This window comes from Nonomuraea sp. KM90 (genome assembly GCF_052246675.1).
In the GTDB taxonomy this organism is placed as follows: Bacteria; Actinomycetota; Actinomycetes; order Streptosporangiales; family Streptosporangiaceae; genus Nonomuraea.
Window position 1 is genome coordinate 25768 of the sequence record NZ_JBQQCB010000109.1, and the last position, 10739, is coordinate 36506.

The following is a 10739-nucleotide window of genomic DNA, read 5'->3' on the forward strand; positions in this document are numbered from 1 at the left end:
CCGTGCTCACTGTGACCGGACTTCACTCGAGGGCGCGCCGACCGTGTCAGCGGCCACGGGAGGAAGAGTTCCACGATCCGGCCGACACCTCCCTGAGCGATCCTCAGCACGTGTTCGCGGTCGCGCCGACGGTGGTGTTCGCGTTCGGCAAGGAGGAAGGCTTCAGCGCAACCCGCTGGCGCTTCTGAACCAGCCACATCCGTCCGCGATCCCCGTCCGATCGACGCCATCGATACGTGCGGAGAATGAGCCGGGCGCCGACAGTTGGCAGCCCGGCCAGGGGGACGTTGTACTCGCTGCGCTCAAGGGTCGGTCAGGCTGCACACGCCGAACGCGGCCCGTTCGGCGCGGGCCCGGGCCGGCTCGCGGGTTCGTAGCAGTCATAGTTGCGCTGAGCGATGATCTTGCCGTCGCGGTAGCGGAGAAACGTGCCGATGTGGGCGCGCAGGGTGTGGCCCGCGGGAAGGTCGCCCACCGGGACGGCCAGGGTGCCGGTCCAGAGCACCTCGAGGGCGACCTGGTCGCCGGCGGCGATCGCGTTGAGCACCTCGAAGTGCTGGTCGCGGATCGTGGTGCGGCCGCGTTCCGCCGCGGCGCGAAGGCCGTCGAGGTCGCGCACGACCCCGTCGGGGAACAGCGCGTTGGGCAACTCGCGGTGCACGACGTCGGGATGGAGGAACCGGTCGGCGCTCTCGCCCTTGGCCACCGCCTCGTGGTAGCGGACGGCCAGGTCCACGTTGGGATTCTGTTGAAGGTTCGCCATGCCGACAACCATAGTTGTACAACTGCCGTTGCACAACTATGGTTGTCGAGTGCAGAATGGGCGCATGCAGCCTGTCCTGACCGGTGATCTGGACACCGGGACGCTCGCCCTGTTCGTGGGCTTCGCGGCCGCCGAGGTCGTCCAGCAAAGCCTGGCCGACCAGGGTTTCGCGGGGCTGCGGTTCTCGCACGGGTACGTCTTCCAGCACCTCGTCGGCGGCGGCGGGCCCACCGTGGGCGAGCTGGCCCCCAAGCTGGGCGTCACCCAGCAGGCCGCGTCGAAGACCGTCGCCGAGCTCGAACGCCTCGGCTACGTGGAGCGCCTCGCCGACCCGGGTGATGCCCGGATCCGGCGGGTGCACCTGACACGGCGGGGCCAGGAGGCCGTGGCGGCGGCGAGGCGGGCACGGGAGGCGCTGGAGGCCCGGCTGTCCGGGCGCGGCGGGAAGCGGCGGCTGGAGGAGTGCCGGGCGCTGCTCGCGGAGTTGCTGGACGAGCTGGGCGGCGCCCCGGCCGTGCGGCATCGCGAGGTCAGGCCACCCCGGTAGTCGTGCACTGCGTTGCTGGGCCGGCGCACCGCATCTCGGCCGGGTCGTCGCGGGCCCGCATCCGGACGGTGTGAGTGGCAGGGCCGGGATCGCCGCTGCGGGGCTGCCGAGCCTTCATGACCCCTCTGGTTCCGGCGGTGGCGATGCGGCGGTGGCGGGTGTGGCCAGCACGTGAAAGAGCGATTCGATCCACTGGGCGAGCTCCTGCGGCCGTCCCTGGGTCAGCGCCGTCGTGCCGAGAACGCTGCGCATGAGCCATACCCCCGCTTGCAGGGAGAGCATCAGTTCCGCCCGGACGCCGGCTGCGGAACCGGACAGCTCCTCGGTGAGGTGCCGCCCGGCGTGCCGCCCGATCGCCTCGCGCATGATCTGCGCGGCTCCGGGGTTGGCCGCCGACCTCAGCATGAGCAGGAACGGCCCGAGCTCCTCCGCCTCCGGCGCCGTCCGCGCCACCAGCGCTCGCGCGGTCTCGCCGGGCAGCTCCGCGCCGGTGCCCGCGATCACCGTACGGGGCTCGAAGGCCACGTCGACGGCCTCGGCGAACAGCCGTTCCTTCGATCCGAAGTAACGGTTGATGAGCATCGCGGTCACGCCCGCGCTCTGCGCGATGTCGCGGACTCCCACCCCGTCGTAGCCGTACCGGGTGAAGGCGACAACCGCAGCGTCCAGGATGGCCTGCCGGGTGGCGGCGGCGTCGCGCCGGCGTCTGGCAGGGGTGGAGTCCTGAGGTTGCGATCGGTTGTGGGGGGAGCTGGGCTGGGCGACATCACTCATGTCTACGAGTGTATACTTAAGTGAAAGTCTACGAGTGTAGACATCGGGAGCGCGATGCGTCTTGCCCCCGGACCACGATGCGAGGATGAAATGGATCTTCAACTTACGGGCAAGCGCGCCCTGGTCACCGGCTCCAGCTCCGGCCTCGGCGAAGCCATCGCCAAGGCCCTGGCCGCCGAGGGCGCCGACGTCGTCGTGCACGGCCGCGACCGCCGGCGTACCGATACCGTCGCCGCCGCCATCCGGACAGCCGGCGGCGGCGCTCATGTCGCGATCGGAGACCTGGCCACCGACGACGGCGCCGACGCCGTGGCGGCGGCCGCGCTGACCGGCGGCCCGATCGACATCCTGGTCAACAACGCCGGCGCCTACCCCCACCGCTCATGGAAGGAGGCCACCCCCGCCGACTGGAGCCGCACCTACGAGGTCAACGTCATCTCCGGGGTCCGGATGATCCTGCGCCTGGTTCCCCGCATGCACGAGCGCGGCTGGGGTCGCGTCATCCAGATCGGCGGCGGGCTCGCCCTGCAGCCAAGCGCCGACCTGCCCCACTACACCGCCACGCTGGCCGCCCGCCACAACCTCACGGTCTCGCTGGCCCGCCGGCTGAAGGGGACCGGGATCACGGCCAACACCGTCGCCCCCGGCGCCATCCTGGTCGACAGCGTCCAGCGATTCCTCACCGACCTTGCTCCGGCCCGCGGCTGGGGCGAGGCGTGGGAGGACATCGAACGCAACGCGATCGAGGAACTGGTGCCCAACGACGTCGGCCGGATGGGCCGTCCCGAGGAGATCGCCGCCGCCGTCCTCTACCTGAGCGGCCCGCTGGCTGACTACGTCACGGGCACCACCCTGCGGGTGGACGGCGGCACCATCCGCGGCGTCCACTGATCGCCCGTCGCTGTCATGATCGCCGGGGGCCGCCCGCTCCGCCCACCCGGCACCTCCCCGATCGAGGACCTCGCCGACGCGTTGAGTCATGGCCCTGGTGTGGACCGCCCGCCATCCTGGCCGAGTCCGCCCTTCGTGTCTGTCCTGGTCTAGGACGTCATGGCCGACCCGTCAACAGTGCTGCTCTGGCCGCCGCTGGCGCCCGCCGTCGCCGGCAGCGCGCTGACGTGGTGGGCCAGATGCAGCCACCGGCCGTCCCGGCGGACCAGGACGTCCGTGGCCAGACCGTGCAGTTCGAACCGGGCGTCGAGGTGGGTGCCCGTCTCGCTCCACCGGTAGGCGCAGACCGCCGTGTCGCCGTACTGGCGCACCTCGACGTCGTCCAGCGACCACGCGTCGATCCGGGCCTGGGCGAAGAAGGCGCTCGCCTCGGCGAGGAGGGCGGCCCGGCCGACGGACCGGCCCGCGGGACCGCCCGAGGACAGGTAGTCGGGCAGCGTGAGCTCGCCGAGCGTGTGCGGATCCCCGTCCTGCATGGCCTGCCACCACGCGCGGACGGCGGCCTGGGGTGTGGCGGTCATCCGGCCTCCCCGAGCCCTCGCAGCTGGTCGGAGGTGAGCGGCCGTTCGGCGAGCTGCCCGCGCTCCCACTCCATGGGGCACGCGGGCGGTACGTCGTGACAGCCGACCGCGGCAAGGGCTTCGGTCAGGACCTGCCGTCGGTAGGCCGAGAATGTCAGCACATGCGTGATGACGCCGCCCAGCGTGAAACTCTGCGGCGGATCGCACAACGCGTCGATGAAGGTGTCGTCCCAGGCCCGCCGCCGGTCGACGTCGGCCGCGAGCGCTCGGAACTCCGCGCCCGCCCGCGCCCAGCGCGCCCGCAGCGCCTCGACCGAGTCGTCGCCGCCGTCGGGCAGGGCCCGCCCGGCGATGGCCGCGGTCCAGACCTCCTTGGTCCAGACCAGCCGTTCGAGCATGCGCCGGACACTCGGTTCCGGCCCGTCGAAGTCGAGCACCGTGTGACCGGGCCGGATCTCGCGGTCGAGCTGCTCGGCGGTGAGCTCGCGGGCGCTGTCCAGCAGGCGTCCGGTGAGCCAGAGGTCGTGGTCCAGGAGGCGTTCTGTCAGGTCCATGTCGGTCTCCGTCGTCGTTCGGTCGGACAGGAACATCCCGGCGGGAGGATGGAAGTGGACGCCGTTGCGCGCGGGCAGCCGGAAGTCCGCACGCACGCGGCCGAAGGCGCTCGGCGGCCGGCCGTACGCCCGCCGGAAGGCGCGGGAGAACGCCTCCGTCGAGTTGTAGGCGGCCTCCCACCCGGCGTCGGTCACCGAACATCCCTGGGTCAGCCGCCACGCGGCGCGCTCCAGCAGCAGGCGGCGGCGAAAAGCGGCGGGCGCCTCACCGAGCCCGGCGGACACGAGCCGGTCGAAGTGGAACCGGCTGGTGTAGGCCCGGCCGGCGATCTGCCATCCGTCGACCCGTTCGTCGAACGCGGCCAGGATGGTGTCCACCAGCTCCCGCAACCGATCAGGGGGAACTTTGTCGGCTTTGCTCATACCGCTATTTTCCGAGTCGCGGCACCTCGCCGCCTGACCGCTTTTGCGTTGCTGCTGCGGAATCGGTGCTCCGGAGATGATCCGGAGCGCGCGAGCCGTGCCTGGTGTGCTGCGGCACGGCCACGGCCCCGGGCGTGACTCGCGCGGAGTTCGCCGGAACCGTCCACGGGAGGGAGCGATGCTGCACCTCCCGTAGTGGCGCCGGTACGACCAGTGTCGAGGCGACGTCGTACGCGATCAGCTCGTGCTCCGCACCGGCACGCACGGCGTCACCGGGGAGCCCGCCGCGGCCAGCCACGCGCCCATCTCCCACTTCACGCCGGCCCGTGGGTGCTCGCTGAACTCCATGACGAGCGTCTCGCCCTCTCGGACGAGCTCCGGACGGATGACGAAGCCGCGCCCGGGTTCCGTCCTGACGGCTCGGGAAGAGCGCCAATGCTCGGCCCCCCACCTCAGCTCCTCCTGCGACACCGGCGGGCCACCGTACGACGGGTCCGCTCCGGTGAACCGCGGCGTCCGACAGCGCTCTCCCGGGTCCAGGAAGGTCACGTCCGCCTTGACACCCGCCGCGCCCAGCTCGGCCTGCAGCCCCTCCGGGTCGCGCAGCTCGCGGACGGTCACCGTGATCGTGCCGTCGGCGCTCCTGGCCACCGCGTACACGGGTGATCCGGCCTGAAGGACCACCGTCGTGGCGGCGGCCGCCGCCACGACCGCGGCCGCGACCAGCTGCGGACCGGTGATCGCCCGCCTGCGCGGCGCACGCATCCCGTCGAGCAGCCGCTGCCGCGCCCCGGCGAGTTGCTCGGGGGTCGCGGGCGGGATCGACCGCCACATCGTCGTCAACTCGTCCATCGTCATTCCCTTTCTCCAAGTGCTTCACGGATCTGCAGGCGGGCCCGATTGAGTCGCGAGGCGACCGTGCCCGCGGGGATGGCGAGCGCCTCGGCGACCTCCCGGTAGTTCAGCTCGGCCCACGCCACGAGCAGCAGCACGTCCCGGTCGGCCGGCTTGAGTGCCAGCAGGGCCCGAGCCAGCGGCCGGTTGACGGCCAGCGTGTTGACGCCGTCCTCGACCGCCGTGGCCACGGCCGGATGCACGCCGCTGCGGATGTAGGCGCGGTACAGGGCTGTCTCCGCGCGGCGCCGCTTGCCGATGAGGTTGGAGGTGATGCCGTACAGCCAGGGCCGCGCGTCCGTACGGGTCCTGTCGTACTCGGCCCGGTGCTGGAAGGCGGCCAGGAAGGCGTCGGCCACCACGTCCTCGGCCTCGGCCGGGCCCAGGCGCCTGGCCACGTAGCGGTGCAGGAGCGGCGCGTGCCGGTCGAAGAGGACGGCGAACACGTCCGGTTCGTGTAACGACCGCCCGATCACGCTGGCGTCGTCGGCCTCGACGATCTCGCTATGGATGATCATGTATGGGAGCCTTTCTCGGCGTGCCCTGTCATGTGTCATTACCGCCCGGGCCCGAAAAGCTTCACACCCGGGAGCGGCCGGGCCCGCCGTCCTCGACGCGGAACATCACCCGGAGGCGGTCAGCCCTTGACAGTGAGGAGGGGGCGCAACTCGGCCACCGGGTCCGCCACCCCGCCCGCGTGCAGGCTCGACACCACGGGCCCGATGTCCTTGTACGCCCACGGAGCTTCCTGCTTGAGGTCGCGCCGCCAGGCGGCCATCACGTCCGCGCGGCGCGCCACGGTCGGATCGCGGTGGTCCAGCGGCGTGACCACGCGGAAATCCCGCAGGAACGCGTCAAGGTCACGGTCGCCGGCCCGTGCGGTGGCGCCGCGGGGGACGCGCCGTCCGGCGCCGTGGCAGGCGCTGGTCAGCGTGCGGGTGTTGCCGTGCCCGCGCAGCAGGTAGCTGGACGATCCCATCGACCCGGGCACGATCACGGGCTCGCCCCACATCGCGTACGGGCCGCCGGTCATCTGCTCGTGACCGCCCGCAGGCGTCGCGCCTTTGCGGTGGACGACGCGGTCCCCGTCCTGCCACAGCAGGTTGTGCGGCGCGTCGTACACCAGCCGCGCCGCCATCTGACCGCATTCGGCGGCGAGCCCGGCCCGCATGGTGAGGGCGAGGAAGAACCGGTTGCCTGAGGCGAAGTTGGCGGCGTTGCCGAACGCGTCCAGGTACCGGCGTCGGGCGGCGGCCGTACGCTCGTCCAGCAGGAACGGCAGGATCTGGTTGCGGGGCCGCGACAATCCCGGCGGCCAGGTCCGGCGCAGCCGATCCAGCGCTGTGGCGTTGGCCTGGTGCCCCAGTGACAGCGAACCGCTGTGCACCATCAGGACGACCGCGCCCTCTGCCAGGCCCCACGCGTACGCGGCGGCGGGGTCGTGGACCCGTGCCACGTACTGCAGCTCGGCGAAGTGGTTGCCGCCGCCGATGCTGCCGATGAGGCTGTCGTGGCTGGCGGCGGCGGTGCCGCCCGCGCTGGTGATCCAGTCGGCGAACGCCGCGGCGGTGCCGGTCGGGTGCGCCGGAGCGTGCATGCGGTCCAGGCAGTCCTCGGCATCGGTCGGCTGGTGACCCTGCCAGGGGGCGTCGCCGGTGAGCAGGAGTCCCGGGAGCCCGTCGCGCAGGAGGGCCTCCCGCTGGGCGGGGGTGAGGGCGATGCGGCGGCCTCCCTCGAAGAACAGGTGCCGCAGCCGCCGTTCCAGGGCGTCCAGGCGGGGCCGTACCTGCTCCACGGTGAGCGAGGTGACCTCCAGTCGCATGCCGCAGTTGACGTCGTTGCCGACCGCCTGCGGGAGCAGCGCGCCCTCGGTCTCGATGACCGTGCCGATCGGGATGCCCGCTCCCTTGTGGAAGTCGGGTGTGAGGACGAGACGGATCAGGCGGGGCGGCGGGCCGTCGTGGCCGGGCACGGCCTCGGCCAGGCGGGCGAGGGTGCCGGCGGTCTCAAGGACGGACAGCACCTCGTCGACGGCCGCCGGTTCGAGGGGGACGCGCTCGTCAGCGCAGATGTCGACGGGGACGTTCCAGGGGTTGGGGAGAGTGAGCCACTGCTCGTCATGGCGGACGAGACGGCGATCCTGACGGATACGCATGATGGGGAAGTCCTTGGGCTGCTGAAGAGAATCGCAAGAAGGTGGCGCGGTTGGGAGCGCGCCACAGAAGACGACGGAACAGACCGTCGCCACAGGCCTCGTGGGTCAGCAGCCGCGAGGTGAAGGCGTGCCTCACCATAGTGCGGCACGCTCCACCCCGCCACGGATTTACGGCGCGGCGGCGTCCATGCGGTTCTCTCTCAGGTGGAAGCCGCGGGATCCAGCACGCCCCCTTCGTCGACCTGCTCGCTGTCAGGTGGAGGAAAGCCAGACCTGCTCATCGGCGGAGACACAGCGCGTGTCGCCGGTGGAATCCGTGTCGCAGCTCCAGGTGCCGCCGTCGGCTTCGACGGTGAACGGCACCTTGCTGTCGAGCATGTCGACTTCCGTGCTGAAGGCGTCGGAGACCTTCGCCGCCGTGGTGCAGGCCTCGTCCTTGTCCCGGGTGGTCGCGATGGTCAGGCTCTGGTTGCCGGAGCCGCGCTCGCAGGAGACGAACTGCTGCGGCACGGGCTCGGCACCGGCCGGGGTGGCCGGGAACAGTCCGGCGATGGCCGCGGCCGCCAGGGTCAGACCGATACGGATCATCACCATCACCCCCGAACGTGGTGGTCTCTTCTGCCACCAGCATGGGCCGGACAACGGTCATCGCAGGGCAACGCCCCGATGAAGAACGACTCTGCCGTTCCGGCCGGACGCATCGCTCATACGGACTCCAGATGCCCCGTCAGGTTTGGATCACCGTTGCGCGGTCGGGCTTTTCCAGGGCCGGGCGCAGTCCTCGGCCCGCCATGACCCGCCGCGGGGGCGGGCCGGGCGACCCTGGAGGTGTCCAGACCACGCGGCATGGGAGGACACATGGTTGCGATCACCAGACACGGCGTCGCGGCTCTGGTCGCGGCGGGAACGCTCACCGCCGGCCCGGCGGCTCAGGCGGAACAGAACTGCGGCCGATCCCCGGACGGGGCGATCGTCGAGGCGGACATGGACGGCGAACGAGCCGAGGCCTGCGAGACCGCCATGGACGTGGCGGTCGCCTACCAGAACAACTTCCCGTCATCCGGAGCCCTGTCGATCGACCCCGTGGACTTCACCGTGCAGGTGGATGGAGCTCCGTGGGAGTGCATGGTCGTGCAGACCGCGCGGGACGTCAAACCCCGCGGCCAATGTGTCCATCCGTCCGGTGACACCGTCAACCTCTACGGCTGACTCCGACCGCAGCCGGTCCGCCGGGGTGTCCTGGAGGCGGGTTGGCGTTCGGAGCAGCGCGACCTGCGTCGAACCGATTCGACACCAGCCTGGGCGGCCGTGCGCGCCTGCGTCAAAGCCGCTGTCTGCGCTGCTCGTGGGCGGCGGCGAGGATCAGGTACGCGCTGGCCGTCCAGGTGTAGGCGCGGTCGCGGAGCCCTTCGCCGGTGCGGGCGTCGAAGTTCTCGGCGAACCCGGACCGCTCGCAGAGCTTGCGGAAGCGGGCGCTGATCTCGTCGGCCAGCGCAGTGTGGCCCGCGCGCCGCAGGCCGTCCTCGATGAGAACGGTCGAAGGCGCCCAGATCGGCCCGCGCCAGTAGCCGTCGTCCTGGTAGTGCTCCGACGACGGGTGTTCGGTGGCGGGCCCGAAGGCGGTCAGGTGCTCCTGGATTCGTGCGGCGAGCGCCGTGTGCACGGCTTCGGGGAGTTCGTCCCCGAGCACGATCGGCATGAGGTCGAGCAGGCTGGCACTGGCCCAGCTCTGTCCGGAACGCGCGCTGCGGGCGAAGAACCGCTCCCCCGTCCACAACTCGGCGAGCAGCGCGTCGCGCATCCGGTCGGCGGCGGCGGACCAGTGGGCCGCCGTGGCCGGATCCGGGGCGCGGCGGGCCAGCTCGCGCATCTGGAGCACGAGGAAGGCGGCCAGGTCGGCGGTCTCGACGACGCGCTCCGGGTCGAAGGTCGTGGCGTTGTCCCAGCCGCTGTCGTTGCCGTGCTGGTAGTGCGGCAGCTCGTGGCCGGGGACCCGGCGGGCATCCAGCCAGAAGGCGGTCCAGCGTTCCAGGAGCCGGTAGACCTCCTCCGGCTCGGCCGCCGGAGGGAGGTGGCGCAGGGTCCAGCCGTGGATGGGGGGTTTGACGAAGTTGTAGAGGATCTCGGAGTGGGTGACGGAGTCGGGCAGCGCTCCGGCGCCGTCCTGGTGGTCGAAGGGCAGGTGGAACTGGTCCCACGCCATCTCGGGCAGCCCGCCGCCCAGGGCGATGGCGTTGAAGCAGTGGTCCCAGCTCCACACCTTGTCCATCCAGTGCTTGGACATCAGCACGGCGGGCCGGGTGACGAACCCGGCGGGCCGTACGGTGGCCGACCACAGGACGTAGGCGGCCAGGTCGGCGGCGGGGGTGGCGTCGCTGCGCCAGGGGGCGACCGCCGCGGCGAAGGTGTCGAACTCGGCGCGCGCCGCCTTGACCACCTGCTCGAAGGTGTCGGTGCCCGCATAGGGCGTGCGCGCGGTCTCGTACTCCTCGACGGCGATCTCCCAGTCGCCCGTCAGCTTGAGGCCGCGGTCGGCGGTGCCGAGCGCCTCCACGCCGAGCGCTTCGGCCTGTCCGCCGAGCACGGTGATCCGGTAACGGCGTCCGGTCTGGTAGAGGGTGAAGACGTACGATCCGTCGACGGGATCGTGGTAGAAGTACGGGCCGCTGAACGGCGTCAGCACGGGGTCGGCGGCCAGCAGCCGCAGGCCGAGACCCCGGCCGCGCAGCCGTACGGTGTCGGCGTTGTCGTAGGCGAGGTCGACGCGTCCGCCGTCGCGGCTCCAGGTGAGCTGGTGCGGCGTGGCACTGATGGTGCTCTCGGCGTCAGGGACCAGGCGCAGGATCGCGTGCATGCCGCTCTGGTGGGAGACCAGATGTACGTCCTCGGCGTGGGTGTGCTTGGCGATCACGGGCGAGAAGCCGAACCAGGAGCCGCGATAGCTGAACGGGATGTCTCGCAGGGAGAACACCGGGCCTGAGGCGGCGACGGTCATGAAACGAGGTCCCTTCTTAGTCTTTGACGGCGCCCGCGGTGACGCCGGCGGCGACGTAGCGCTGGGCGATGACGAGCAGGATGGTGGCGGGGATGGAGGCGATCACGGCGGTGGCCATGATGGCGTTCCATTCCTGGTTGTTGTTGCCGATGTAGTGGTAGA

General features: G+C 71.4%; 13 protein-coding genes. 4 read left to right on the top strand and 9 right to left on the bottom strand.

Going from position 1 to position 10739, the window contains the following annotated elements:
• Nucleotides 1-2: 2 nt before the first annotated feature.
• Nucleotides 3-188: a hypothetical protein gene (locus ACTWPW_RS50310; protein ID WP_443173047.1), complete on the top strand. Its 186-nt coding sequence runs from the start codon at nt 3-5 to the stop codon at nt 186-188.
• A 125-nt stretch (nt 189-313) separates the two neighbouring features.
• Here ACTWPW_RS50310 and ACTWPW_RS50315 read toward each other — a convergent pair whose 3' ends face one another.
• Nucleotides 314-763 carry a nuclear transport factor 2 family protein gene (locus tag ACTWPW_RS50315; RefSeq protein ID WP_443173048.1) on the bottom strand — a complete coding sequence of 150 codons (450 nt, stop codon included), beginning with the start codon at nt 761-763 and terminating at the stop codon, nt 314-316.
• A 64-nt stretch (nt 764-827) separates the two neighbouring features.
• On the opposite strand from ACTWPW_RS50315, the gene ACTWPW_RS50320 reads away from it, so the two are divergent.
• Nucleotides 828-1310 (top strand): MarR family winged helix-turn-helix transcriptional regulator, encoded by a 483-nt coding sequence (locus ACTWPW_RS50320; protein ID WP_375118185.1) that lies wholly within the window; start codon nt 828-830, stop codon nt 1308-1310.
• Nucleotides 1311-1424: 114 nt separating this feature from the next.
• On the opposite strand, the gene ACTWPW_RS50325 is transcribed toward ACTWPW_RS50320, so the two are convergent.
• Nucleotides 1425-2084, bottom strand: a complete 660-nt coding sequence (locus ACTWPW_RS50325) for a TetR/AcrR family transcriptional regulator (protein WP_375118186.1) — start codon at nt 2082-2084, stop codon at nt 1425-1427.
• Nucleotides 2085-2174: 90 nt separating this feature from the next.
• Between ACTWPW_RS50325 and ACTWPW_RS50330 the strand changes: the two genes are divergently transcribed.
• Nucleotides 2175-2975, top strand: coding sequence for an SDR family NAD(P)-dependent oxidoreductase (locus ACTWPW_RS50330; protein ID WP_443173049.1), 801 nt, complete (start codon nt 2175-2177; stop codon nt 2973-2975).
• A 149-nt stretch (nt 2976-3124) separates the two neighbouring features.
• Here ACTWPW_RS50330 and ACTWPW_RS50335 read toward each other — a convergent pair whose 3' ends face one another.
• The 6 genes from ACTWPW_RS50335 to ACTWPW_RS50360 all read right to left on the bottom strand — a co-directional run bounded on the left by ACTWPW_RS50335 (nt 3125) and on the right by ACTWPW_RS50360 (nt 8179).
• Nucleotides 3125-3556, bottom strand: a complete 432-nt coding sequence (locus tag ACTWPW_RS50335) for a nuclear transport factor 2 family protein (RefSeq protein ID WP_443173050.1) — start codon at nt 3554-3556, stop codon at nt 3125-3127.
• On the bottom strand, nt 3553-4533 hold the full coding sequence (locus tag ACTWPW_RS50340; RefSeq protein WP_443173051.1) for a helix-turn-helix domain-containing protein: 981 nt from the start codon (nt 4531-4533) through the stop codon (nt 3553-3555). The genes ACTWPW_RS50335 and ACTWPW_RS50340 overlap by 4 nt, the downstream gene beginning before the upstream one ends.
• 237 nt (nt 4534-4770) lie before the next feature.
• Nucleotides 4771-5385: a hypothetical protein gene (locus tag ACTWPW_RS50345; protein WP_443173052.1), complete on the bottom strand. Its 615-nt coding sequence runs from the start codon at nt 5383-5385 to the stop codon at nt 4771-4773.
• Between the two features lie 2 nt (nt 5386-5387).
• Nucleotides 5388-5945: an RNA polymerase sigma factor gene (locus ACTWPW_RS50350; protein WP_443173053.1), complete on the bottom strand. Its 558-nt coding sequence runs from the start codon at nt 5943-5945 to the stop codon at nt 5388-5390.
• Nucleotides 5946-6064: 119 nt separating this feature from the next.
• Nucleotides 6065-7582, bottom strand: a complete 1518-nt coding sequence (locus ACTWPW_RS50355; protein WP_443173054.1) for an RtcB family protein — start codon at nt 7580-7582, stop codon at nt 6065-6067.
• Nucleotides 7583-7834: 252 nt separating this feature from the next.
• Entirely contained in the window at nt 7835-8179 is a 345-nt protein-coding gene (locus tag ACTWPW_RS50360) for a hypothetical protein (protein WP_375118193.1), read from the bottom strand.
• Nucleotides 8180-8440: 261 nt separating this feature from the next.
• Here ACTWPW_RS50360 and ACTWPW_RS50365 point away from each other — a divergent pair, with 261 nt between their 5' ends.
• Nucleotides 8441-8791, top strand: a complete 351-nt coding sequence (locus tag ACTWPW_RS50365; protein WP_443173055.1) for a hypothetical protein — start codon at nt 8441-8443, stop codon at nt 8789-8791.
• Between the two features lie 112 nt (nt 8792-8903).
• Here the strand turns inward: ACTWPW_RS50365 and ACTWPW_RS50370 are convergent, their stop codons facing one another.
• Nucleotides 8904-10577: an amylo-alpha-1,6-glucosidase gene (locus tag ACTWPW_RS50370; RefSeq protein WP_443173056.1), complete on the bottom strand. Its 1674-nt coding sequence runs from the start codon at nt 10575-10577 to the stop codon at nt 8904-8906.
• Nucleotides 10578-10739: the final 162 nt, after the last annotated feature.

Bases quoted from the DNA above. Each gene is read 5' to 3' on its own strand.
- ACTWPW_RS50315 (WP_443173048.1), bottom strand. From the start codon at position 763: ATGGCGAACCTTCAACAGAATCCCAACGTGGACCTGGCCGTCCGCTAC.
- ACTWPW_RS50320 (WP_375118185.1), top strand. From the start codon at position 828: ATGCAGCCTGTCCTGACCGGTGATCTGGACACCGGGACGCTCGCCCTG.
- ACTWPW_RS50325 (WP_375118186.1), bottom strand. From the start codon at position 2,084: ATGAGTGATGTCGCCCAGCCCAGCTCCCCCCACAACCGATCGCAACCT.
- ACTWPW_RS50330 (WP_443173049.1), top strand. From the start codon at position 2,175: ATGGATCTTCAACTTACGGGCAAGCGCGCCCTGGTCACCGGCTCCAGC.
- ACTWPW_RS50335 (WP_443173050.1), bottom strand. From the start codon at position 3,556: ATGACCGCCACACCCCAGGCCGCCGTCCGCGCGTGGTGGCAGGCCATG.
- ACTWPW_RS50340 (WP_443173051.1), bottom strand. From the start codon at position 4,533: ATGAGCAAAGCCGACAAAGTTCCCCCTGATCGGTTGCGGGAGCTGGTG.
- ACTWPW_RS50345 (WP_443173052.1), bottom strand. From the start codon at position 5,385: ATGGACGAGTTGACGACGATGTGGCGGTCGATCCCGCCCGCGACCCCC.
- ACTWPW_RS50350 (WP_443173053.1), bottom strand. From the start codon at position 5,945: ATGATCATCCATAGCGAGATCGTCGAGGCCGACGACGCCAGCGTGATC.
- ACTWPW_RS50355 (WP_443173054.1), bottom strand. From the start codon at position 7,582: ATGCGTATCCGTCAGGATCGCCGTCTCGTCCGCCATGACGAGCAGTGG.
- ACTWPW_RS50365 (WP_443173055.1), top strand. From the start codon at position 8,441: ATGGTTGCGATCACCAGACACGGCGTCGCGGCTCTGGTCGCGGCGGGA.
- ACTWPW_RS50370 (WP_443173056.1), bottom strand. From the start codon at position 10,577: ATGACCGTCGCCGCCTCAGGCCCGGTGTTCTCCCTGCGAGACATCCCG.